This is a genomic window from Enterobacter sp. 03-F-07-AD-ECC, assembly GCF_047530935.1.
Lineage (GTDB): Bacteria > Pseudomonadota > Gammaproteobacteria > Enterobacterales > Enterobacteriaceae > Enterobacter > Enterobacter cloacae.
The window spans coordinates 31,752-56,287 of record NZ_JBLKBZ010000001.1; the positions used below are offsets into that span (position 1 = coordinate 31,752).

A 24,536-nucleotide genomic window follows, 5' to 3' on the forward strand; every position below is an offset into this window, starting at 1 on the left:
TTCATCAGCGTTGGTTAACCATTAAAGCGGTTTTTGATTGGACGTTCAATATAAAATGTGTCTTAATTGTTGCGGATTTGGATTTTAATAGTTACAAAAATAGTGGGGATACTGGATGACAGATCTTTCGCAAGACAGAGAAAAGGACAAAATCAATCCGGTTGTTTTTTATACATCCGCAGGACTGATTTTGTTGTTTTCCCTGATGACGATCTTCTTTAGCGACTTCTCTGCCGAGTGGATTGGGCGCACCCTGAACTGGGTGTCGAAGACCTTCGGCTGGTACTATTTGCTGGCGGCGACGCTCTATATTGTCTTTGTTGTTTGCATTGCCTGTTCGCGCTTTGGTTCGGTGAAGCTCGGGCCCGAGCAGTCAAAACCCGAGTTTAGTCTGTTAAGCTGGGCGGCGATGCTGTTTGCCGCCGGTATCGGCATCGACCTGATGTTCTTCTCCGTGGCCGAACCGGTCACGCAATATATGCAGCCGCCGGAAGGGGCAGGGCAGACGATGGAGGCCGCGCGCCAGGCGATGGTCTGGACGCTGTTCCACTACGGACTGACCGGCTGGTCGATGTACGCCCTGATGGGCATGGCGCTCGGATACTTTAGCTATCGTTATAATTTACCCCTCACCATTCGCTCTGCGCTGTACCCCATTTTCGGTAAAAAGATTAACGGCCCGATAGGACATAGCGTCGATATTGCGGCGGTGATCGGCACCATCTTCGGTATTGCCACTACGCTCGGGATTGGCGTGGTGCAGCTCAACTACGGGCTGAGCGTGCTGTTTGATATCCCGGATTCGCTGGCGGCGAAAGCCGCGCTGATCGCGCTGTCGGTGATTATCGCCACCATCTCGGTCACTGCCGGCGTGGATAAGGGGATCCGCGTGCTCTCCGAGCTGAACGTCGCGCTGGCGCTGGGGCTGATTCTGTTTGTGCTGTTTGTGGGCGACACCTCGTTCCTGCTCAATGCCTTAGTGCTGAACGTGGGTGACTACGTGAACCGCTTTATGGGCATGACGCTGAACAGCTTCGCCTTTGACCGCCCGGTGGAGTGGATGAACAACTGGACGCTGTTCTTCTGGGCGTGGTGGGTGGCGTGGTCGCCGTTTGTCGGCCTGTTCCTGGCGCGTATTTCGCGCGGGCGCACCATCCGCCAGTTCGTGATGGGCACGCTGATCATTCCGTTCACCTTTACCCTGCTGTGGCTGTCGGTCTTTGGCAACAGTGCGCTGCATGAGATCATCCACGGTGACGCGGCGTTTGCGCAGGAGGCGATGGCGCACCCGGAGCGCGGATTCTACAGCCTGCTGGCGCAATACCCGGCGTTCACCTTTAGCGCCTCCGTGGCCACCATTACCGGTCTGCTGTTTTACGTCACCTCGGCGGATTCCGGTGCGCTGGTGCTGGGGAACTTCACCTCGAAGCTGAAGGACATCAACAGCGATGCGCCAAACTGGCTGCGTATCTTCTGGTCCGTCGCCATCGGCCTGCTGACGCTCGGCATGCTGATGACCAACGGGATTTCCGCCCTGCAGAACACCACGGTGATCATGGGTCTGCCGTTCAGCTTTGTGATCTTCTTTGTGATGGCCGGGCTGTACAAATCGCTCAAGGTGGAAGACTACCGTCGCGTCAGCGCCAGCCGCGATACCGCGCCGCGCCCGTTGGGCGCCCAGGACAGACTGAGCTGGAAGAAGCGTCTCTCGCGCCTGATGAACTACCCGGGCACGCGTTACACCAGCCAGATGATGGAGACGGTCTGCTTCCCGGCAATGGAAGAGGTGGCGCAGGAGTTGCGATTACGCGGTGCCTACGTGGAGCTGAAAAACCTGCCGCCGGAAGAGGGCGAGACCCTGGGGCATCTGGATCTGCTGGTGCATATGGGCGACGAGCAGAACTTTGTCTATCAGATCTGGCCGCAGCAGTATTCGGTGCCCGGGTTTACCTACCGCGCGCGCAGCGGCAAATCGACCTACTACCGGCTGGAGACCTTCCTGCTGGAAGGCAGCCAGGGGAATGATTTGATGGATTACAGCAAGGAGCAGGTGATTACGGACATTCTGGACCAGTATGAACGGCACCTGAACTTTATCCATCTCCACAGGGAAGCGCCGGGGAATAGCGTGATGTTCCCGGATGTGTAAGCGAATCGCATTCTAAATTGATGCCGGGTGGCGGCTTCGCCTTACCCGGCCTACCGCGAGCCAACTTTGTAGGCCTGATAAGCGAAGCGCCATCAGGCTTGTAGCAGCGTCAACACGCTGTCATCCCTTTTGTGCCAGAAGAGGGTGAAACGTGTGCCCTCCGCATATTCTCCAGCCGGGCGCGAAAGCACCAGCACAAGGGTTTTATCATCTAACGCTGCGACTCTCGCACAGTCAAAACCCATGTAAATCTTTACCTGCGGAAACAGCGCTTTAAACAAACTTTCTTTCGCGCTAAACGCGAGCGTCAGCGCCTGTGCAAAAGGGTAGCCTGAACGCGTTAAACACGCTGCTTCCTGCGCATTGATGATACCGTCCTGGATTTCATGGGCTTCACGGTCGGAAAGGATCGCCTCTGTATCGATACCTACAAGGGCATGAGGATGGTGAACCACAACCGCCATCGCCTGCGTGCCGCTGTGAGTGATGCTACCCGAAACCCCGTGCGGCCAGAGCGGTTCGCCGCTGGGGCCGATGCCGGGAACGGCGTGGCCAGGTAAGGCATGCGCGGCGGCGATGCGGCCCGCCAGATGTTCGGCTTTGCGTTTGCGTCCGGCGTCAGCCAGCTGTGCGTGATGGGGGAGCCAGAGGAGATCGGCGTCGTTGAAGGTGGTGGGGGCGAAGGTGATGCGGTGAACGGTGAGGCTGGCGAGAACGAACGTGCTGTGGGTTGTGTGCATGGTATTCCCTTCAGAATTGTGCGGCCTGTTGCCCTCACCCCGACCCTCTCCCACAGGGAGAGGGAGCAAACACTAAAAACGGCAACGGGGTTGCCGTTTTGCTTTTACCTCGCCCTCACCCCGGCCCTCTCCCACAGGGAGAGGGGGGAAGTCACTGCCTGTATCAGAATCGGGTATTCACGCTCATATACCACGTGCGGCCTGGCTCATTATAGGTATAAGCCCCTGCGCCGTACATATAGGCACCCGTCGAGGTATTCCCGGTGGTCTGGGCATTACCCGCACGCCACTGGCGTTTGTCGAAGACGTTATCCACGCCGCCGGTCAGGCTGACGTTTTTGGTCACGTCCCACGTCGCGCTCAGGCCAAGGATGCTATACGGGCTGACCTCGTCTTTCTCTGACCCGGTCACCGGCTGACCTTTGTAGTTGTACTTCTTCGGCTGCTGCTTGCCGTACCAGGTGAAGGTCGACTGGAGCGACACATCCTGATGCACCTGCCAGCTCAGGGTAGAGTTCAGCGTGTACTCCGGGATGATCGACAGACGGTCGCCGGTCTCCTTGTTCTTGCTCTGCAGCATGTAAGTGATGTTGTTGGTCCAGTTGATGGTATCGCTGACCGGCACGTTCAGGGAACCTTCCAGGCCTTCAACCACTGCCTTCGGCACGTTCTCCCACTGGTAGATATCGGTGGTGACTTTGCTGGTGGAGGTCTGGCCGATTGGCGCATAGCCCGCTTCAATCTTGTTGCGATAGTCGTTGCGGAACCAGGTCACGCCCGCCAGCCAGCCGTCGCGTTTCCACTCCAGACCAATCTCTTTGTTGATGCTGGTTTCGGCTTTCAAATCGTCGTTACCCATCATGTAGCAGCCCACGCCGTCAGAGCTGGCGTAGCAGCCCTGGCCCTTGCTGTATAACAGGTAGTTCGGGTTGGTCTGGTACAGGCTCGGTGCTTTGTAGGCACGCGCAATACCCATCTTCAGGGTGAAATCATCCCCCAGACCCTGCGACAGGTTCAGGGACGGGCTCCAGTTGTTACCCACGATGGTGTGATGGTCGAAGCGCAGCGCCGGGGTCAGCATGGTGCTGTCGGTCAGCTCCATATTGTTTTCCGCAAACAGGGAGAAAATCTCTGCGGAGGTATAGGGGCTGCGATCGTCGCTCATCCCTGGAATGGTCCCGCCCTGCAGGGTTTGCGAGAAGGAAGTGGAATCCTTCATGCGCTGCTGGTTCCACTCGGTGCCCAGCGTCAGGTTCTGGTTGACGATGAAATCAATCGGCAGGTTGATCTCACTGTGCAGCATGACGTCGGCCAGGTCGGTATCGGTGAATTTATCGCTGTTGAACAGCCCTTCGGTTCCTCCGGCCAGCCCTTCACCCAGACGCGAGTTGCGGGTGTGTTCGTACTGTGCCCAGTTGCTGGTGGTAATGCCGTTATCCCAGCCGCCATTCCACGTGACGGCGAAGTTCTGACGATAGATACGGTTGGTCTCTTTACCGTAGTTCTTCTTCACCAATGCATTGTCGTTGTTGGTGTTCTGGGTATCACCGGCGTAGAGGTTGTTCTGGCGGCTGTACCCCGCTTCAAACTCCAGAGACTGCATTGGCGCAAAGTCCCAACGCACCACGCCATTGATGTCTTTGTTTTCTACCCCTTCACGGCCTGCAGGCAGGGTGTTGGCATAGGCCCCGGTACGCTCGGACTGATGGCCCTGGTTGATGTCCCACGCATCGGCCTGGGTTTTGTCAAGGTTACCGTACATGCGGAAGCTGAAGTCGCCGCCCAACGGGCCGCTCAGGCTGAAGTTGGTGCGTTTTGTGGAACCTTCATCCTTGTGTTCAGGCGCGTTCAGATAGGTGTTCCAGGAGCCGTGCCACTGGTCGTCGAATTTTTTGGTGATGATGTTCACCACGCCACCTGCCGCACCGTTGCCGTAACGCGCGGCGGCCGGGCCACGGATCACTTCAATACGCTCGATCATCTCTGGCGGCACCCAGCCGGTATCACCGCGGGTGTCGCGCTCGCCGCGCCAGCCCAGACGAATCGAGTTACGGCTGGTCACCGGCTTGCCGTCGATCAGGATCAGGGTGTTTTCCGGGCCCATACCGCGGATATCAATCTGGCGGTTGTTACCGCGCTGGCCGCTGGTGGAGTTACCGGTCAGGTTAACGCCTGGCATGGTGCGGATGATTTCAGACACGTCACGCGCGGGCGGATTTTTACGGATCTCATCGGCGGTAATGGTGGAAACCCCCGGCGCCTGCAAATTCTGCTCGGCGGCGGTGATCACCATGGTGTCTTCATGCTGCGCGGAGGCGGTATTGTCGTCTGCCATGGCAGGCAGCGCGACGCCATAAATCCCTAAATTGACCAGCAAGGCCAGAGAGTGAATCTTCTTATTCATTGGATGTCCCGCTTTTATGGTTTCTTATGAACGCGCTTCCCACAGCGCGGGCATTACGCTATTGCAAATGCAAATAGTTATCAATAATATTATCAATAAAATTTGTCCTGAAACAAAAAAGACTGTTAAACATGAGGTTAGAAGGGTGACGGTGTTAACAACGGGAAGTGAAGCCTGGTGGCAGTCGAAAAACGGCCCGGAATGGGTGCGTGAACAGGGGAAATATCGGGTCACCTTCTGGTGGCGCGATCCGGCGGGAACGCAACACACCTCGGCGGTGAAACGCGTCTGGCTGTATATCACCGGCGTAACCGATCACCATAAAAATGCCCGCCCACAATCCCTCGAACGCATCCCGGATACCGACGTCTGGCAATGGCAGGGCGAGTTCAGCCCCCAGTGGCGCGGCAGCTACTGCTTTATCCCTTCAGAGAATACAGACGATTTTGCGCCCGATGTGTTTCACGGTGAGCAGCCGGATCGCCTGGCGCTGCGCGAAGGCTGGCGCAAGCTGCTGCCGCAGGCAATGTCCGACCCGCTTAATACCCAGAGCTGGCGAGGCGGGCGAGGGCATGATGTCTCTGCGCTGGAGATGCCCGACGCTCCGGTGCAGCCCGGCTGGGATCGCCCCAATACGCCATACCGGCAGCCGGTCTGCATTGACTGGCAGAGCAAGCGGCTGGGCAACCGTCGTCGCGTCTGGATATTTACCACTGGCGATGACGATCCGGAACGCCCGCTGGCGGTGCTGCTCGACGGCCAGTTCTGGGCCGAGAGCATGCCCGTCTGGCCAGCGCTGACGGCGCTTACCCTCGGACGCAAACTGCCGCCTGCCGTCTACGTTTTAATCGATGTGATAGATATGGCGCATCGCAATAACGAATTGCCCTGTAACCCCGATTTCTGGCTGGCGGTGCAGGAAGAACTTCTCCCTCTTGTAAAACAACGCATGCCATTCAGCGACCGCGCAGACCGTACGGTGGTCGCAGGCCAGAGCTTCGGTGGACTCTCCTCGCTTTATGCCGCACTTAACTGGCCGCAGCGTTTTGGCTGCGTGCTGAGCCAGTCCGGCTCTTACTGGTGGCCGCATCGCGGCGGGCAGCAGGAAGGGCTGCTCATCGCGCAACTTAAAGCGGGTGAGAAAACCGCACGCGGCCTGCGCATCGTCCTTGAGGCCGGGCGCAACGAGCCGCTGATTTACCGCGCAAATCAGGCCATTTACGACGAACTGCACACACAGCAGCAGGTTTACTGGCGTCAGGTTGACGGCGGACACGACGCGCTTTGCTGGCGCGGTGGGCTGACGCAGGGGCTGATGACCCTCTGGCAGCCGCTTATTCACTAACGGAGTCTGTATGGAATTCAGCAATCCTTTCGATAATCCGCAGGGGCAGTTTGCTATTTTGCGTAACGATCAGGGGCAGTACAGCCTGTGGCCGCAGCAGTGCGAATTGCCCGCAGGCTGGCGCGTGGTATGCGACGCGCAATCGCAGGACGCATGCCAGCAGTGGCTGGCCGAACACTGGCAGACGCTCAGCCCCTCTAATTATGCGGGGGAGCATGCATGAACCGTCTGCCGCTTGTTGCCGCCCAGCCGGGCATCTGGATGGCGGAGCAGCTTTCCAGCCTGCCGAACGCCTGGAGCGTGGCACACTACACCGAACTGAAAGGCGATATTGACGCACCGCTGCTGGCAAAAGCCGTTGCCGAAGGCATGATGCAGGCCGACACGCTGCGCATGCGCTTCACCGAGGATAACGGTGAGGTGTGGCAGTGGGTGGATGCATCAATGACGCTGCCTGAACCGGAAATCGTGAATGCCGGTTCCCATGACGCCGCCGTGGCGCTGATGGACGCCGACCTTAACCAGAACCTTCGTGTCGACAGCGGTCAGCCCCTGGCGTTTCACCTGCTGATTCAGATCGGTCCGCAACACTGGTACTGGTATCAGCGCTATCACCATTTGGTGGTCGATGGCTTCAGCTTCCCGGCGATTACCCGCCAGATCGCCGCGATTTATGCCGCGTGGAAGAGGGGCGAGCCCACGCCTGACTCCCCGTTTACGCCGTTCGCCGGGGTGGTGGAGGAGTATCAGCGCTACCGCGACAGCGAGGCGTATCAGCGCGACGGTGCCTTCTGGGTTGAGCAGCGCAAACAGCTTCCTTCTCCGGTCTCGCTTTCCTCTGCGCCGCTGCCTGGGCGTGCCGCCACCACCGACATCCTGCGCCTGAAAATCGCCGCCGATGGCCGCGCCTTCAGCCAGCTTGCGCAGGCCGCAGGACAGGTACAGCGCACCGATCTGGCGCTTGCGCTGGTGGCGCTGTGGCTGGGCCGTCTCACCGGACGGCTGGACTACGCCGCCGGGTTTATCTTTATGCGCCGCATGGGCTCCGCTGCCCTGACCGCGACCGGCCCGGTGCTCAACGTGCTGCCGCTGGCGGTGAACATTCATCCGCACGAGAGCCTGCCGGAACTGGCGCAGCGCCTGGCAAACCAGCTGAAAAAAATGCGTCGCCACCAGCGCTACGACGCCGAGCAGATCGTGCGCGACAGCGGGCGTGCCGCGGGTGATGAAGCCCTGTTCGGCCCGGTGCTCAATGTCAAGGTATTCGATTATCAACTGGACATCGACGGCGTGGAGGCCACCACCCACACGCTGGCCACCGGCCCGGTGAACGATCTGGAGCTGGCATTGTTCCCGGACGAGCAGGGGGGGCTGAGCATTGAGATCCTCGCCAATAAACAGCGCTACGATGAAACCACGCTGGCCCGTCACGTGGCGCGCCTGAATGCGATGTTGACGCAATTTGCCGCTAACCCGGACCTGCGCTGCGGCGAGGTTGAAACGGTCTCAGAGCAGGAATACCAGCAGCTTACACGCATCAACGATACCGGGCTGGCGCTACCGTCCACCACGCTTGCGGAACTGGTGGCGGAACAGGCGAGCAAAACGCCGGACGCGCCCGCACTGGCGGATGCGCACATCGAGCTCAGCTATCGCCAGATGCGCGAGCAGGTGGTGGCACTGGCGCATCTGTTGCGTGAGCGCGGCGTGAAACCGGGCGACAGCGTGGCGGTGGCGCTGCCGCGCTCGGTATTCCTGACGTTAGCACTGCACGGCATTGTGGAGGCGGGGGCCGCGTGGTTGCCGCTGGATACCGGCTACCCGGACGATCGTCTGCGGATGATGCTGGAGGACGCGAAGCCGTCGCTGCTTATCACCACCGACGAACAGCGTCCGCGCTTTAGCGATCTGTCCGTCGGGACGTTTAGTTACAACACACTATTACCGGCTGCGGAGGCTGAACCGCTGCGGCTGGCGAAGCCGGAGCAGACGGCGTACATCATCTTTACGTCGGGCTCGACAGGGCGTCCGAAGGGGGTAATGGTCGGGCATACTGCCATCGTTAACCGTCTTAAATGGATGCAGGATCACTACCCGCTGACGGCGTGCGACGTGGTGGCGCAGAAAACACCGTGCAGCTTTGACGTGTCGGTCTGGGAGTTCTGGTGGCCGTTTATCGCCGGGGCGAAGCTGGTGATGGCCGAGCCGGACGCGCACCGTGATCCTCAGGCCATGCAGCAATTCTTTGCGCACTATGGCGTCACCACTACCCACTTTGTGCCGTCGATGCTGGCGGCGTTTGTCGCCTCGCTGACGCCGGAAAACGCCGACTGCTGTAAAAGCCTCAGACGGGTATTCTGCAGCGGGGAAGCACTGCCGACGGAACTTTGTCGCGAATGGGAGCGGCTCACCCACGTGCCGCTGCATAACCTCTACGGCCCGACGGAAGCGGCGGTGGACGTTAGCTGGTATCCGGCATTTGGACCAGAGCTGGCGGCAGTTGCAGGTAACAGCGTGCCGATCGGTTTTCCGGTATGGAACACCGGGTTGCGGATCCTGGATGCGATGATGCGCCCGGTACCGTTTGGCGTGGCGGGCGATCTCTATCTCACCGGCATTCAGCTGGCGCAGGGGTATCTGGGGCGTCCGGATCTCACCGCCAGCCGCTTTATTGCCGATCCGTTCGCGCCGGGCGAGCGGATGTACCGTACCGGTGACGTCGCCCGCTGGCTGGACAACGGCGCGGTGGAGTATTTAGGCCGCAGCGACGACCAGCTGAAAATTCGCGGCCAGCGCATCGAGCTTGGCGAAATCGACCGGGCGATGCTGTCGCTGCCCGACGTGGCTCAGGCGGTGGCGCACGCCTGCGTGTTCAACCAGGCGGCGGCCACGGGCGGCGATGCCCGTCAGCTGGTGGGATATGTGGTTTCTGAATCCGGTTTACCGCTGGATCGCGACGCGCTGCTTGCCTCACTCAGATCGCAATTGCCGCCGCATATGGTGCCGGTGGTGTTACTGCAAATCAGCGCGCTGCCGTTAAGCGCAAACGGCAAACTGGATCGCAAGGCGCTGCCGCTGCCGGAGCTGACCAGCAAAACCAGCGGACGCGCACCGGAAAGTGCAACCGAAATTGCCGTCTCGCAGGCGTTTGCGTCATTGCTGGGCTGCGCGGTGAACGACATCGAAGCCGATTTCTTTGCCCTCGGCGGCCACTCGCTGCTGGCGATGCGCCTGGCTGCACAGCTCAGCCGTACGTTCGCCCGCAAGGTGACGCCGGGGCAGATAATGGTCGCCTCTACGGTCAGCAGGCTGAGTGCTCTGCTGGATTCGCCGATAAGCGACGAGCAGGCACAGCGTCTGGGTTATGAAACCTTGCTGCCGCTGCGCGAAAGCGACGGCCCGACGCTGTTCTGCTTCCATCCGGCTTCCGGTTTCGCCTGGCAGTTCAGCGTGCTGGCGCGCTACCTTAGCCCGCGCTGGTCCATTACCGGAATTCAGTCGCCGCGCCCGGAGGGGCCGATGCAGCAGTGTGCGGATCTGGATGGGGTGATTGAACATCATCTGACTACGTTACGTGGCCGGCAGCCCCACGGGCCGTATTACCTGTTCGGCTACTCGCTTGGCGGTACGCTGGCGCAGGGGATTGCTGCGCGTCTGCGTGAACAGGGCGAAACCGTCGCCTTCCTTGGTCTGCTGGATACCTGGCCACCGGAAACCCAGAACTGGGCGGAAAAAGAGGCCAACGGACTCGACCCGGCGGTGCTGGCCGAAATTGAGCGCGAGCGTCAGGCGTTTATCGCCGCCCAGCAGGGGCAGGGCTCCAGCGCGCTATTCAACGCCATTGAAGGTAACTACGCCGACGCGGTGCGGCTGCTCACCACGGCGCACAGCTCGCGGTTTGACGGGAAAGCAACGCTGTTTGTTGCCGAGCGCACGCGAACGATGGATCCGCAGGTGGCGTGGTCGCCGTGGGTAAATGAACTGGAGGTATACAGCCAGGATTGCGCCCACGTGGACATCATTTCGCCGCAGGCGTTTGAGAAGATTGGGCCGGTGTTGCAGAAGATGTTGGGGGAGTGATTTCCCCTCACTCTAACCCTCTCCCTGTGGGTGAGGGCATCAGCGCGCACGCTTTCCAAGCGGCACCACCAGCGGCGTGCCCGCCACCGGGTCGTCAATAATCATGCAGCGCATGCCGTAGATCCGCTCGATAAGCGCTGGCGTCACAATCTCCTTCGGCGCGCCCTGCGCCACAATTTCGCCGTCGCGCAGTGCAATTAAATGCGTGGCATAGCGGCAGGCCTGATTCAAATCATGCAGCACCGCCGCCAGGGTGTAACCCTGCGTGCGGTTGAGCTCGCTCAGCAACTCGAGCAGATCGATCTGATGGCTGATATCAAGCCAGGTCGTCGGTTCATCCAGCAGCATAATGGAGGTCTCCTGCGCCAGCACCATCGCGATCCACGCCCGTTGACGCTGGCCGCCGGAAAGCGTGTCCACGCTCTGCCGGGCAAGGTCCGTAATGCCCGTTGCCTGCATCGCGCGGTTCACCGCGTCTTCATCTTCCTTGCGCCAGCGGGTAAACAGCGGCTGGTGCGGATAGCGTCCGCGTGAGACCAGCTCCTGCACCGTGATGTCTCCCGGCGTGGTGGCGTTTTGCGCCAGCAGCCCGATGCGCCTGGCCACCTCTTTACTGGCAAAGCGCTGGATCTGCTCGCCGTCGAGGAATACGTGGCCTTCAACCGGTGTCATCAGGCGGCTGAGGGTGCGCAGCAGGGTCGACTTGCCGCAGCCGTTCGGGCCGATAATCGCCGTGAAATGGCCGTCAGGAATGTTGACGGTTAAGTCATGGGCAACGATTTTTTTGCCGTAACCGAGAGTAAGGCTTTCGCCGCACAAGCGGGTGGTTGAATCGGTCATTTCTTGCGTGACTCCTGAACGAGCAAGACGATGAGGTAAATCCCGCCAAGGCTGACGGTGACAACGCCCACCGGAAGTTGATAAGGCATAAACAGCCGCTGGGCGCAGAGATCGGCGGCCAACAGTAACATTGAGCCGCACAGCGCCGCCTGGGTTAAGCCCCAGCGGGCCGTACCGCTAAGACGACGCGCAATGTGAGGGGCAACAAGGGCGATAAAGGAGATGGGTCCGGCAATCGCGGTGGAGGCCGCGGTGAGCAACACGGCGACCAGCATCAGCATCAGACGCGAACGCTCAACGCCGACCCCCAGCGCACAGGCGCTGTCGTCACCCATTTCCAGCAGCCGCATGCGCCGCACCAGCAGCAGCGCGGCGATAAACATCAGCAGAATCAATGGCGCGGCTGGCCAGACTTTGCCCCAGGTCAGGCCGTTGAGGGAACCGGCATACCACAGCCCGGCCGACAGCGCCGTTTCCAGCGAAGCCTGCAAGAGCAGCCAGGTATTGAACGCCATCAGCATGGCACGCACGCCGATACCGATAATGATCAGGCGGAAAGTGTCGATACCGTTGCGCCAGGCGAGCAGCCAGATCACCAGCGCGGTCAGTATCCCGCCGGTCATCGCCGTCACGGTGATGGCCGTCAGATGCTGACCAAACAGCACCATCGCGACCAGCACGCCGCTCCAGGCACCGGTGTTGAGACCCATTACATCCGGGCTGCCGAGCGGATTGCGCATCAGCGACTGGAAAATCGCGCCGCTGACGCCAAGCGCGGCACCCACCAGCATCGCCATTGCCACGCGCGGCAGTCGCCACTCCGTCACCACCATCGTGACAGCGCGCGGGGCGCTGCCGGTGAGCGCGTTAAACACCTGGGCGAGATCGAGCGTCACCGCGCCGCTGCACAGGCTTGCGATCGCCAGCATCAGAATGGCGATAACCAACAGCGAAACGCTGACGATCAAACGACGAGAGGGGGCCATCATGCGTCACCTCCGCGTTTACGTCGTACCAGGAAGATCAGGACCGGTGCGCCGATAAAGGCGCTGACCACCGAAACGCGCAGTTCGCCGGGAACCAGAAGACGCCCGACAACATCAGCGAACAAGAGCAGAGCCGGGGTGGCCAGCAGCGTCACCGGCAGAGACCAGCGGTGATCGGCCCCCACCAGCCAGCGCGACAGATGCGGCATCATCAGCCCGATAAAGGCAATCGGGCCGACCACTGCCGTCGCACTGCCGCACAGCACGGTGATGACCACTAATCCCGTCAACTGGGTTCGAGCCACGCGGTTGCCGAGCGCGGTGGCGGTGTCGCTGCCAAGGCTCAGGCTGTTCAGCGCCCGGCTTAAACCGAGTGCCACGGCGGCGGCAATCATCACCGGGATGACCACCACCTTAAGCGTCTCCAGCGTGCGGATATCCAGCGAACCGGCCTGCCAGAAGCGGAGCTGATCGTAAACGTCCGGGTTAAGCAGGGCGATGCCGTTAGATAACCCTTCCAGCACGGCGGCAAGCGCCACGCCCGCCAGCGTCAGGCGTACCGGGCTAAGCTGCCCGCCGCCCTGGCTGCCGGTAAAGGCGACAATCAGCGAGGCCGCCAGCGCGCCGCAAAAGGCCATTACCAGTTGTTCTGAGGGAGAGGTAAACCCGAACAGCGCCGCGCCAAGCACAATGGCAAAACTGGCACCGCTGTTCACGCCAAGAATGCCGGGGTCGGCCAGCGGGTTGCGGGTGAGGGTTTGCATAAGTGCTCCCGCAAGGCCCAGTGCGCCACCGGCAAGTAATCCGGCCAGGGTACGGGGCAGGCGGGCATCCAGCACGATGGTGCAGTCGGCGCTCTGACAGGTACCAAAGAGCGCATCAACAATCACGGAGGCGGGCAGCGGTTTCGCACCAACCAGCAGACTGAGCGCCATCGCAAGGATTAACAGCAGCAATAACACGGGCACGGCAACGGCGCGCACCGCAGAAGAAGAGGAAAACGACATAGCAACATCCATGATTTGATAATGATAGTGATTATCGTTATCTATCTTATTTGGCTATGTTAGCATGTGCGCCCATGGAATGGGTAGAAATAGACTCAAGGTCTTGTCATGAATCAAAAATCCTGGCTGATTAACCTCAGCCTGCTGAAGACGCACCCGGCGTATCGCGCCGTGTTTATCGCGCGTTTTATCTCCATTTTGTCCCTCGGCCTGCTCGGCGTTGCCGTCCCGGTACAGATCCAGACGTTGACGCACTCCAGCTGGCTGGTCGGGCTGTCGGTCACCTTAACCGGCGGGGCGATGTTTATCGGTCTTATGATCGGCGGCGTGCTGGCCGACAGGTACGAACGCAAGAAGCTGATCCTGCTGGCGCGCGGCACCTGCGGGGTGGGGTTTGTCGGATTGTGCCTGAACGCAATGCTGCCGGAACCCTCCTTACTCGCCATTTACGCCCTCGGGCTGTGGGATGGTTTCTTTGCTTCGTTAGGCGTGACGGCGCTGCTGGCCGCCACACCCGCGCTGGTAGGGCGTGAGAATTTGATGCAGGCGGGGGCAATTACCATGCTTACCGTCCGTCTTGGCTCGGTGATATCGCCGATGGTGGGCGGCCTGCTGCTGGCCACCGGTAACGTGGCGTGGAACTACGGCCTCGCGGCGGCGGGGACGTTTATCACCACCTTAACCTTGCTGCGTCTGCCGCTTCTGCCACCGCCACCGCAGCCGCGTGAGCATCCGCTGAAATCGCTGATGGCGGCGATCCGGTTTCTGTTCAGCAACCCGCTGATTGGTGGTATTGCGCTGCTCGGTGGCCTGCTGACGATGGCCAGCGCCGTACGCGTGCTGTATCCGGCGCTGGCGGGGGTGTGGCAGATGAGCGCCTCAGAGATTGGCGTGTTGTACGCCGCCATTCCGCTCGGCGCGGCGTGTGGTGCGCTAACCAGCGGCAGGCTGGCGCAGAGCGCGCGTCCAGGGTTGATTATGCTGTTGACGACACTGGCATCGTTTATCGCGATGGGGTTCTTCAGCCTGATGCCGGTCTGGGCGCTGGGTGTGCTGTGTCTGGTGCTCTTCGGCTGGCTGAGCGCCATCAGTTCTCTGTTGCAGTACACCCTGATCCAGACCCAGACGCCGGAGGGGATGCTCGGGCGCATCAACGGCCTGTGGACTGCGCAAAACGTGACGGGCGATGCCATTGGCGCGGCGATCCTCGGTGGGCTGGGGGCCGTCATGACGCCGGTGGCTTCGGCGAGCACCAGCGGGTTTGCATTAGCCGTTGTAGGTGGGATCCTGTTAATGGTATTAGCAGAATTGCGCCGGTTCAGGCAGGAGGTTGTATTGAACGACGGTGCGGCCTGATGCCCTCACCCCGCCCCTCTCCCACGGGGAGAGGGAGGGAAAATGCCTACTTAAACAATGCATTTAATCTCTCTAACACCAGCATCGCGCTGTAATAATCCAGGCGGAACGTCTCCGTTCCCAGTGCCCACACGCGTTTATTCTTCACCGCAGGCAGGTGAGCCAGCAGCGGGTTGGCGTAAATCGCCTCAACGTCTTTTTGATCGCCGGCAAACAGGAACAGGCCTTCACCGTTCAGCCCGGTAGCCAGATTTTCACCGCCTAACTGGATGATGTCGTGACGTTTGCCCTGACTTTTTGATGTGTGCAGCCCGGCAGGCAGTTCGGCCAGGGTAAAGCCTAACTGGTGCAACAGCTGGCCCTGGGCAGACTCCGCGGTCCACAGGTTAGCGCTGTGCGCGGCAGCGGTGTACACAATGGCGTTCACCGGCTGCGGCGGCAGCGTCATCTGCTGTTTCACCTGCGCGAGTTGTTTATCGAATGCTGCAATGCGTTCGGCGGCCTGTTTTTCCTGTCCGGTTATCGTGCCTAGCTGCTTCAGCAGTTCCTGCCAGCTTTTGTCGTCGTAGTTGATGATGAGCGTCGGCGCGATGGCGGAGAGCTGATCGTACAACGCCAGGGCCGAATCTCCGCCGGTCGCGCTAATCAGAATCAGATCCGGCATCTGCGCCGCCACCGCTTCCGCACTCGGCTCGCCAATGTACAGGCGCGCCACGTTGCGCTGTTTCGCAATATCACCCCACTGACGTAAAAAGCCCTGCGCATCCGCCACGCGGTTATTGGGCGTGGTCGCCCCGCTGGCCACTACCGGAGCGTCAATCGCCAGCAATGAGCCGGTCAGGGTCACGCTGGTGGAGACAATGCGCGTGGGTTTGCTCTCCAGGGTATGCACGCCGCGGCTGTCGGTTACCTGACGCGGCCAGTCGGCGGCGATGGCTGAGGTTAGTCCTAAAACAAAACATCCCGTTAAAAGAAGGGCATTACGGCAAACGGCGGGGAATTTCACAACGCGGCATCCTGTTCTCTTTGAAGTTAATGCTTCTCATTTTCATGATTGCGGCGAGGGGATGCAAGCGATACTCGCACAAGATGTTCGCTCTGCGGTTGACACCGGCGCGATGTGGGATTAGGTTAGCCAACGAAAATATAAATGATAATCATTATTGCTTCTTTTATCATTTTATGGAGGATGATATGGATACGTCCCTGGCTGAGGAAGTTCAGCACACCGCGACCACGCTGCCATCAGACAGCTTTTTCTTTATGTCGCCTTACCGCAGTTTTACCACGTCAGGCTGTTTTTCCCGTTTCTCTGAACCCGCCGAGGGCGGTGATAACCCGTCGGGGGCCTTCCAGCAGAAACTGGCTCAGGCTTTTCGCAACGCGAAGGCCAGCGGCATTGCCCATCCCGTGATGGTGGGAGCCATCCCGTTCGATACCCGCAAGCCCTCATCCCTGTTTATTCCGCAGCACTGGCAGACCTTTTCGCGCCCGGCGCGTCAGCAGTCCGCGCGCTATTTTTCCGCTTCCCAGGCGTTGAGCGTGGAAACCCGCACTGAGATCCCGCCGCAGCCCGTGTTTGAAGAGATGGTTGCCCGTGCGGCAGCGCTCACCGCCACGCCACAGGTGAACAAAGTGGTGCTGTCGAGGCTGATTGATATTGCGACGGATAAAACGATTGATAGCGGCGCGCTGATGGAGCGACTGATCGCCCAGAATCCGGCCAGCTTTAACTTCCATGTGCCGCTGGAAGATGGAGGCGTACTGCTGGGCGCGAGCCCGGAACTGCTGCTGCGTAAAGAGGGGACACACTTTAGCTCTCTGCCGCTGGCGGGCTCTGCGCGTCGTCAGCCGGATGACGTGCTGGATCGCGAGGCGGGTAATAAGCTGCTGGCCTCCGAGAAGGATCGCCACGAGCACGATCTGGTGACCCAGGCGATGAAAGCCATTCTGGCATCGCGCAGCCATCATCTCAGCATGCCAGCTTCCCCGCAGCTGATCACCACCCCAACGCTCTGGCATCTGGCGACGCCGGTGGAAGGGGAGGCCCGTGAAAATGAGAACGCCCTGACTCTGGCCTGTCTGCTGCACCCGACGCCTGCGCTGAGCGGTTTCCCGCATCAGGCGGCAAAAGAGCTGATTGCCGGGCTGGAGCCGTTCGACCGCGAACTGTTTGGCGGCATCGTTGGCTGGTGTGACAGCGAAGGAAACGGCGAGTGGGTGGTGACCATCCGCTGCGCACGTTTGCTTAAAAATCGCGTTCGCCTGTTTGCCGGTGCGGGCATTGTGCCAGCCTCCTCCCCGGTGGGCGAGTGGCGCGAAACCGGGGTGAAGCTCTCCACCATGCTCAACGTTTTTGGTTTGCACTGAGGAATCATCATGACCATCCCCTTTACCCGTTGGCCTGAGGAGTTTGCCCGGCGCTACCGTGAAAAAGGCTACTGGCAGGATCTGCCGCTGACCCACATTCTGACCGACCACGCGGAGAAAGATACCGTCGCCATTATTGACGGTGAACGTCACCTGACCTGGCGCGCGTTCAACCAGGCAGTGAATAACCTGGCCTCCGCCCTGCAGGGGCAGGGCGTGCGTCGTGGCGAGACCGCGCTGGTTCAGCTCGGCAACGTGGCTGAGTTTTACATCACCTTTTTCGCGCTTCTGCAGGTGGGTGTGGCTCCGGTGAACGCGCTTTTCAGCCACCAACGTAACGAGCTGAACGCCTACGCCGCACAGATCAAACCCGCGCTGCTGATTGCCGACCGCGAGCACGCCCTGTTTGCAGGCGATGATTTCCTGAACCGTTTTGTGGATGAACATCGCTCAGTGCGTGTTGTCCTGCTGCGTGGCGATAACGGCGCACATGCCCTGGAGGCGGCCATCGCCCACCCGGCGGCCCATTTTATCCCCAACCCCACGCCCGCCGACGAAGTGGCGTTCTTTCAGCTTTCAGGCGGCAGTACCGGCACGCCAAAGCTGATCCCGCGTACGCATAACGATTACGACTACAGCATTCGTCGCAGCAACGAAATTTGCGGCATTACCGCGGATACCCGCTATCTGAATGCGCTACCGGCGGCCCATAACTACGCCATGAGTTCCCCGGGTTCGTTAGGGGTATTCATGGCTGGTGGCTGCGTGGTGCTGGCGCACGATCCGAGCGCCACGATCTGCTTCCTGCTGATTGAACGCCATCAAATTAACGTCACCTCGCTGGTGCCCCCGGCGGTCAGCCTGTGGTTGCAGGCGATTGCCGACGGCGCGGGCAATGCGCAGCTTAAATCGCTGAAGCTGCTGCAGGTGGGGGGCGCACGCCTCTCCGCCACGCTCGCCGCGCGCATTCCGGCGGAAATTGGCTGCCAGCTACAGCAGGTGTTCGGCATGGCGGAAGGGCTGGTGAATTACACCGCTCTCGACGATACCCCGGAGCGCATCATCCACACCCAGGGCCGTCCGATGTGCCCGGATGACGAAGTATGGGTGGCGGACGAGCAAGGCAACCCGCTGCCGCGTGGCGAAACAGGACGTCTGATGACCCGTGGGCCGTACACCTTCCGCGGCTATTTCAACAGCCCGGAACACAACGCCAGCGCCTTTGATGCCAACGGTTTTTACTGCTCCGGCGATCTGATTGCCATCGACGAGCAGGGGTACATCACCGTGCAGGGGCGCGAGAAAGATCAGATCAACCGCGGCGGGGAGAAGATCGCCGCTGAAGAGATCGAAAACCTGCTGCTGCGCCATGAGGCGGTGATCCACGCCGCGCTGGTGAGCATGGAGGACAGCCTGTTGGGCGAGAAAAGCTGCGCGTTTCTGGTGGTGAAACAGCCGCTGCGCGCGGTTGAGGTGCGTCGCTTCCTGCGCGAGCAGGGCGTTGCCGAATTCAAACTGCCGGATCGCGTGGAGAGCGTGGATGCGCTGCCGTTAACGCCGGTCGGCAAAGTCGATAAGAAACAGTTGCGCCTGTGGATCGCTGAACGCGCCCGGGCCTGAGGAACAGAGTATGGCTATTCCAAAATTAACCGCTTACGCGCTGCCAACTGCCGCAGAGTTGCCGACAAGTAAAGTGAACTGGGCGTTTGAGCCTGAACGTGCCGCGCTGCTGATCCACGATATGCAGGAGTATTTCCTGAACTTCTGGGGCGAAAACAGCGCGATGATGCAGCAGGTGGTGGCGAACATCGCCAGGCTGCGCGCGTACTGTAAAGCGCACAACATTCCGGTTTACTACACCGCCCAGCCGAAAGAGCAGAGCGACGAAGACCGCGCCCTGCTGAATGACATGTGGGGCCCGGGCCTGACCCGCTCCCCGGAGCAGCAGCGCATCGTCGCTGAACTGACCCCGGATGAAGCGGACACCGTGCTGGTGAAGTGGCGCTATAGCGCGTTTCATCGCTCGCCGCTGGAGCTGATGCTGAAAGAGACAGGCCGCAATCAGCTGCTGATCACCGGCGTGTATGCTCACATCGGCTGCATGACCACCGCCACCGATGCGTTTATGCGCGACATCAAACCCTTCTTTATTGCCGACGCGCTGGCAGATTTCACCCGCGAAGAGCATCTGATGTCGCTTAATTATGTGGCGGGGCGTTCCGGCCGCGTGGTGATGACCGATGACCTGTTGCCGTCGGTTCCGGCGTCAAAAGCGGCGCTGCGTGAGCTCATCCTGCCATTACTCGATGAAACCGACGAACCGATGGATGATGAAAACCTGATCGACTACGGCCTGGATTCGGTGCGCATGATGGCGCTCGCCGCACGCTGGCGTAAAGTCCACAGCGATATCGATTTCGTGATGCTGGCAAAAAATCCGACCCTCGACGCCTGGTGGGCGCTACTCTCCCGCGAGGTGCAGTAATGGTTTTTGATTTCACCGGCAAAACCATCTGGGTGACAGGGGCGGGTAAAGGGATTGGTTATGCGACGGCGCTGGCCTTTGCCGACGCGGGCGCGAAGGTGACCGGATTCGATCTGGCCTTCCCGCAGGGGAATTATCCGTTTGCTACCCAAACGCTGGACGTATCTGACGCGGCGCAGGTGAGCGATGTCTGCGGGCGCTTGCTCGCCGTAGAGGAACGTCTGGATATACTGGTCAACGCCGCCGGCATTCTGCGCATGGGCGCCACGGACCAGCTTTCGCAGGAGGACTGGCAGCAGACGTTTGCGGTCAACGTTGGCGGGGCGTTTAACCTCTTTCAACAGACGATGGGCCAGTTCCGTCGTCAGCAGAGTGGGGCGATTGTCACCGTGGCGTCCGACGCGGCCCACACGCCGCGCATCGGGATGAGTGCCTATGGCGCCTCGAAAGCGGCGCTGAAAAGCCTGGCCCTCACCGTCGGGCTGGAGCTGGCGGGCAGCGGCGTGCGCTGTAATCTGGTGTCGCCGGGGTCAACGGATACCGATATGCAGCGCACCCTGTGGACCTGCGACGATGCGGAGCAGCAGCGCATTCGCGGTTTTGGCGAGCAGTTTAAGCTGGGGATCCCGCTCGGGAAAATTGCCCGTCCTCAGGAGATTGCCAGCACGATCCTGTTCCTGGCCTCCGATGCTGCCAGCCATATCACCCTGCAGGATATCGTGGTGGACGGCGGCTCCACGCTGGGGGCGTAATGATCTGGAAACGCCATTTATCGTTAGATGCGCTGAACGCCACCAGCCAGAACACGCTGGTGGCGCATCTGGGCATCGTTTATACCCGCCTTGGCGACGATACGCTGGAAGCGGAAATGCCGGTGGATACGCGCACCCATCAGCCGTTTGGCCTGCTGCACGGTGGCGCGTCGGCGGCGCTGGCGGAAACGCTGGGCTCGATGGCCGGTTTTCTGATGACCCGCGACGGGCAGAACGTGGTGGGAACAGAGCTGAATGCTACCCATCATCGTGCGGTAGCGCAGGGGACCGTGCGCGGCGTGTGTCAGCCGCTGCATCTGGGTCGATCCAGCCAGAGCTGGGAGATTGTGGTGTTCGACGAGCAGGGACGGCGGTGCTGTACCTGCCGGTTGAGTACGATGGTGCTGGGGTAATGTTGTGCGGCCTGTTGCCCTCACCCTAACCCTCTCCCACAGGGAGAGGGAACGGTGTAGTACAAAATTAGAGCATTGAGACGACGCGTTTAAGTAACCGAATTCGCGGCGCAATGGACGCTTTGTCCAGCCACTCCGCCGGGCTGTGGAAGCCCGCGCCAATCGGCCCTAAGCCGTCAAGCGTGGGGATACCCAGCGCAGCGGTGTGGTTGGCATCGCTGCCGCCGCCGACCGCCTGCCAGGTAATGGCGATGCCTTCCGCTTTACCTGCCGCTTCAACCTGCTGCATCAGTGCCTGAGTCGCAACGCTTGCTGCCATCGCCGGTTTGTGATTGACCCGCGTCAGCGTCGTCGTCACGCCGTCTAAAAAGCCTTTTTCACATAAGGCTTCCAGCGCCTGATTCACCCGGTCGTACTCGTCGTTTTCCCAGAAGCGCACGTCGAGCTCGGCCACGGCGTGGTCCGCCACCACGTTTGCCGCGCTGCCGCCGCGAATCACCCCTACGTTGAGTGTGGTGCCGCGCGACCCGTCGCTCAGCGCATTCAGGGCAACGATGCTGTTTGCCAGCGCAGTGATTGCCGAACGGCCTTTTTCCGGGTCGTTACCCGCGTGTGCCGCCACGCCCTTGAAGGTAAGGTGATAGCCCGCCATACCTTTACGGGCTTTCACCAGAGAGCCATCAGCACGGGCAGCTTCGCACACCAGCACGCAGCGGGAGCGTTGTGCCAGTGCACCGATCCATTCGTGGGAGTATACCGAGCCCGTTTCTTCGTCCGGGTTCATCGCGACCGCGATTGCCAGGCGATCTTTATCCGCAGGATCTAGCTCGCGCATTGCCCACAGAATATTGAGCAGTCCGCTTTTCATATCAGACACGCCGGGGCCGTAGAGACGCGTATCGTCCTCGCTCAACGGGCGTTCGGCCACGGTGCCGGGGGCAAAAACGGTATCAAGATGGCCGACCAGCAGCACGTCGAACTGCTCTGCCTGCGGCTTGTTGCTGACGAAGAGGCCCGGGCCAACCTTCTCGCCCAGGTTTACCTGCCCGGTATGCCAGCCTTCGCGTTGCCAGAGAGATTCTAAAATGCCAGCCACGGCGGCAACGCCCGCGATGGTCTGGGTGCCGCAGTCCACGTTCACCAGGCTTTTCAGCTCTTCAATGTAGCGATCCAGATTCATTTCCTTTTCCTTGTAAGCGGTAAGCGGTAAGCGGTAAGCGCGCGATCGCGCAGGGTCATTCTGGCGAGGTTGAGCGTAAAAAAAATGATACAAATCATCCCGTAAGGTTGAGCCAGGACGAAAAACGCAGAAGTGTGACCGATGACAGCGACGGGGTTGTTTCAGCCTGAAAGTGATCGACTTAACACTGTGGTGTAAATCTCTGGTTTGACCACGCATTATTGCGTTTCAAAGTTGTTAAATTTTACGCGTTGTTCTAGAAACAAAATGTAACATCTCACTGTTCCACAACAACGGACAACAACTATGAACAACTCAGGGAAATACCTTACATGGGCACTGCTTTCCGTTGTGGGAGCTTTTGCCCTGGGCTATATCGCCCTCAACCGGGGGGAACAGATCAATGCGCTCTGGATTGTCGTTGCCTCCGTCTGCATTTATCTGATCGCGTATCGTTTTTATGGTCGCTATATCGCCAAAACGGTGCTGGCGGTTGACGGCACGCGCATGACGCCCGCCGTTCGTCATAACGACGGGCTGGACTACGTTCCGACCGATAAGAAAGTGCTGTTCGGTCACCACTTTGCGGCGATTGCCGGGGCAGGCCCGCTGGTGGGGCCGGTGCTGGCGGCGCAGATGGGCTATCTGCCGGGGATGATCTGGATCCTTGCCGGCGTGGTGCTGGCGGGGGCCGTACAGGACTTTATGGTGCTGTTCGTCTCCACCCGTCGCGATGGCCGTTCGCTTGGCGAGCTGGTGAAAGAGGAGATGGGCGCGACGGCCGGGGTGATTGCGCTGGTGGCGACCTTTATGATCATGGTGATCATCCTTGCGGTGCTGGCGATGATTGTCGTGAAAGCGCTGACCCACAGTCCGTGGGGGACTTACACCGTCGCGTTCACCATTCCGCTGGCCATTTTTATGGGGATCTACATTCGCTACCTGCGTCCGGGACGCATTGGTGAGGTGTCGGTGATTGGTCTGGTGCTGCTGGTGTTCGCCATTATCTCCGGCGGCTGGGTGGCAGAGAGCCCAACCTGGGCACCGTTCTTCGACTTTACCGGCGTACAGCTAACCTGGATGCTGGTGGGGTACGGGTTTGTGGCGGCAGTGCTGCCGGTATGGCTGCTGCTGGCCCCGCGTGATTACCTTTCCACGTTCCTGAAAATTGGCACCATCGTCGGGCTGGCTATTGGTATTTTGATCATGCGCCCGACGCTGACCATGCCAGCGTTAACCAAATTCGTTGACGGTACGGGCCCGGTCTGGACCGGTAACCTGTTCCCGTTCCTGTTTATCACCATCGCCTGTGGTGCGGTGTCTGGCTTCCACGCGCTGATTGCCTCCGGGACCACGCCGAAGATGCTGGCGAATGAAAATCAGGCCTGCCTGATTGGCTACGGCGGCATGCTGATGGAGTCCTTCGTGGCGATCATGGCGCTGGTCTCTGCCTGCATTATCGACCCGGGCGTCTACTTCGCGATGAACAGCCCGATGGCGGTTCTGGCTCCGGCGGGCACCGCCGACGTGGTGGCATCCGCAGCACAGGTGGTAAGCGGCTGGGGCTTTGCCATTACCCCGGATACGTTGACGAGTATCGCCAGTGAAGTGGGCGAGCAGTCGATTATCTCCCGCGCGGGTGGCGCGCCTACGCTGGCGGTGGGCATGGCCTACATACTTCACGGTGCGCTGGGCGGGCTGATGGATGTCTCGTTCTGGTATCACTTCGCCATTCTCTTTGAAGCGCTGTTTATTCTGACGGCGGTGGATGCGGGGACGCGTGCGGCGCGCTTTATGCTGCAGGATCTGCTGGGCGTGATCTCCCCGAACCTGAAGCGTACCGATTCGCTCCCGGCGAACCTGCTGGCAACGGCCTTGTGCGTGCTGGCGTGGGGGTACTTCCTGCATCAGGGCGTGGTGGATCCGCTTGGCGGTATTAACACGCTGTGGCCGCTGTTCGGTATCGCTAACCAGATGCTGGCAGGGATGGCGCTGATGCTGTGTGCGGTAGTGCTGTTCAAGATGAAGCGCCAGCGTTATGCCTGGGTGGCGCTGCTGCCTACTTCCTGGCTGCTGATTTGTACCCTGACGGCGGGCTGGCAGAAAGCCTTCAGCCCGGACAATAAAGTGGGCTTCCTGGCGATTGCCAATAAGTTCCAGGCGATGATCGACAGCGGTAAAATTCCTGCGCAGTATACGGAATCACAGCTGTCGCAGCTGGTGTTTAACAACCGTCTGGATGCCGGGTTGACCATCTTCTTTATGGTGGTGGTCGTGGTACTGGCGTTGTATTCTCTGAAGACCGCGCTGGCGGCCCTGAAAGAAGACAAACCGACAGCGAAAGAGACACCGTATGAACCGATGCCTGAGAACCTGGACGAGATTGTGACCCAGGCGAAAGGGGCGCATTAACCTGTGTGCCGGGTGGC

The 24,536-nt window shown here is 60.2% G+C and carries 18 protein-coding genes; 11 read left to right on the top strand and 7 right to left on the bottom strand.

Features of this window, described 5'->3' with window-relative positions; genetic code table 11:
* The first annotated feature begins 115 nt into the window (after positions 1 to 115).
* A complete protein-coding gene (betT, locus tag ACMWKA_RS00190; RefSeq protein WP_013097646.1) occupies positions 116 to 2,149 on the top strand; it encodes a choline BCCT transporter BetT in 2,034 nt (677 codons plus the stop codon).
* Between the two features lie 92 nt (positions 2,150 to 2,241).
* Here betT and entD read toward each other — a convergent pair whose 3' ends face one another.
* Together entD and ACMWKA_RS00200 are read right to left on the bottom strand one after the other, a co-directional pair.
* A complete protein-coding gene (gene entD / locus ACMWKA_RS00195; RefSeq protein ID WP_094916042.1) occupies positions 2,242 to 2,889 on the bottom strand; it encodes an enterobactin synthase subunit EntD in 648 nt (215 codons plus the stop codon).
* Positions 2,890 to 3,052: 163 nt separating this feature from the next.
* Complete coding sequence (locus tag ACMWKA_RS00200; RefSeq protein ID WP_013097643.1) at positions 3,053 to 5,293, bottom strand: TonB-dependent siderophore receptor; 2,241 nt, start codon at positions 5,291 to 5,293, stop codon at positions 3,053 to 3,055.
* 67 nt (positions 5,294 to 5,360) lie between these two features.
* On the opposite strand from ACMWKA_RS00200, the gene fes reads away from it, so the two are divergent.
* From fes to entF, 3 genes are read left to right on the top strand one after another with little or no spacing between them, the layout of a single operon-like run.
* Positions 5,361 to 6,638 (top strand): enterochelin esterase, encoded by a 1,278-nt coding sequence (fes, locus tag ACMWKA_RS00205; RefSeq protein ID WP_414759977.1) that lies wholly within the window; start codon positions 5,361 to 5,363, stop codon positions 6,636 to 6,638.
* A 10-nt stretch (positions 6,639 to 6,648) separates the two neighbouring features.
* Positions 6,649 to 6,861, top strand: a complete 213-nt coding sequence (locus tag ACMWKA_RS00210; RefSeq protein WP_058650478.1) for an MbtH family protein — start codon at positions 6,649 to 6,651, stop codon at positions 6,859 to 6,861.
* Positions 6,858 to 10,718, top strand: coding sequence for an enterobactin non-ribosomal peptide synthetase EntF (gene entF / locus ACMWKA_RS00215; RefSeq protein WP_414759891.1), 3,861 nt, complete (start codon positions 6,858 to 6,860; stop codon positions 10,716 to 10,718). Before ACMWKA_RS00210 ends, entF begins: the two co-directional genes overlap by 4 nt.
* Positions 10,719 to 10,757: 39 nt before the next feature.
* Here the strand turns inward: entF and fepC are convergent, their stop codons facing one another.
* The 3 genes from fepC to fepD are packed head-to-tail and all read right to left on the bottom strand — an operon-like array spanning position 10,758 to position 13,551.
* Entirely contained in the window at positions 10,758 to 11,558 is an 801-nt protein-coding gene (gene fepC / locus ACMWKA_RS00220; RefSeq protein WP_414759892.1) for an iron-enterobactin ABC transporter ATP-binding protein, read from the bottom strand.
* On the bottom strand, positions 11,555 to 12,547 hold the full coding sequence (gene fepG / locus ACMWKA_RS00225) for an iron-enterobactin ABC transporter permease (RefSeq protein ID WP_038418881.1): 993 nt from the start codon (positions 12,545 to 12,547) through the stop codon (positions 11,555 to 11,557). Before fepG ends, fepC begins: the two co-directional genes overlap by 4 nt.
* On the bottom strand, positions 12,544 to 13,551 hold the full coding sequence (fepD, locus tag ACMWKA_RS00230) for a Fe(3+)-siderophore ABC transporter permease (RefSeq protein WP_023621325.1): 1,008 nt from the start codon (positions 13,549 to 13,551) through the stop codon (positions 12,544 to 12,546). The genes fepG and fepD overlap by 4 nt, the downstream gene beginning before the upstream one ends.
* Positions 13,552 to 13,659: 108 nt before the next feature.
* Here fepD and entS point away from each other — a divergent pair, with 108 nt between their 5' ends.
* On the top strand, positions 13,660 to 14,907 hold the full coding sequence (gene entS / locus ACMWKA_RS00235) for an enterobactin transporter EntS (protein WP_038981022.1): 1,248 nt from the start codon (positions 13,660 to 13,662) through the stop codon (positions 14,905 to 14,907).
* Positions 14,908 to 14,953: 46 nt separating this feature from the next.
* On the opposite strand, the gene fepB is transcribed toward entS, so the two are convergent.
* Entirely contained in the window at positions 14,954 to 15,913 is a 960-nt protein-coding gene (fepB, locus tag ACMWKA_RS00240; RefSeq protein ID WP_013097635.1) for a Fe2+-enterobactin ABC transporter substrate-binding protein, read from the bottom strand.
* Between the two features lie 188 nt (positions 15,914 to 16,101).
* Between fepB and entC the strand changes: the two genes are divergently transcribed.
* Genes entC through entH form a run of 5 tightly spaced genes read left to right on the top strand, consistent with a single transcriptional unit; the run spans position 16,102 to position 20,927 of the window.
* The gene (gene entC, locus ACMWKA_RS00245; protein ID WP_248076751.1) at positions 16,102 to 17,277 is read left to right on the top strand and encodes an isochorismate synthase EntC; all 1,176 of its coding nucleotides are present in this window, start codon (positions 16,102 to 16,104) and stop codon (positions 17,275 to 17,277) included.
* Positions 17,278 to 17,286: 9 nt separating this feature from the next.
* Positions 17,287 to 18,897, top strand: coding sequence for a (2,3-dihydroxybenzoyl)adenylate synthase EntE (gene entE, locus ACMWKA_RS00250; RefSeq protein ID WP_414759893.1), 1,611 nt, complete (start codon positions 17,287 to 17,289; stop codon positions 18,895 to 18,897).
* Positions 18,898 to 18,907: 10 nt separating this feature from the next.
* Entirely contained in the window at positions 18,908 to 19,762 is an 855-nt protein-coding gene (locus ACMWKA_RS00255; protein ID WP_414759894.1) for an isochorismatase family protein, read from the top strand.
* Entirely contained in the window at positions 19,762 to 20,514 is a 753-nt protein-coding gene (gene entA, locus ACMWKA_RS00260; protein WP_414759895.1) for a 2,3-dihydro-2,3-dihydroxybenzoate dehydrogenase EntA, read from the top strand. Before ACMWKA_RS00255 ends, entA begins: the two co-directional genes overlap by 1 nt.
* A complete protein-coding gene (entH, locus tag ACMWKA_RS00265) occupies positions 20,514 to 20,927 on the top strand; it encodes a proofreading thioesterase EntH (protein WP_029883765.1) in 414 nt (137 codons plus the stop codon). Before entA ends, entH begins: the two co-directional genes overlap by 1 nt.
* 67 nt (positions 20,928 to 20,994) lie before the next feature.
* Here the strand turns inward: entH and ACMWKA_RS00270 are convergent, their stop codons facing one another.
* Entirely contained in the window at positions 20,995 to 22,107 is a 1,113-nt protein-coding gene (locus ACMWKA_RS00270) for a M20 family metallopeptidase (RefSeq protein WP_047351890.1), read from the bottom strand.
* A gap of 306 nt (positions 22,108 to 22,413) precedes the next feature.
* Here ACMWKA_RS00270 and cstA point away from each other — a divergent pair, with 306 nt between their 5' ends.
* Entirely contained in the window at positions 22,414 to 24,519 is a 2,106-nt protein-coding gene (gene cstA, locus ACMWKA_RS00275; protein ID WP_262789199.1) for a pyruvate/proton symporter CstA, read from the top strand.
* The last annotated feature ends 17 nt before the right edge of the window (positions 24,520 to 24,536 follow it).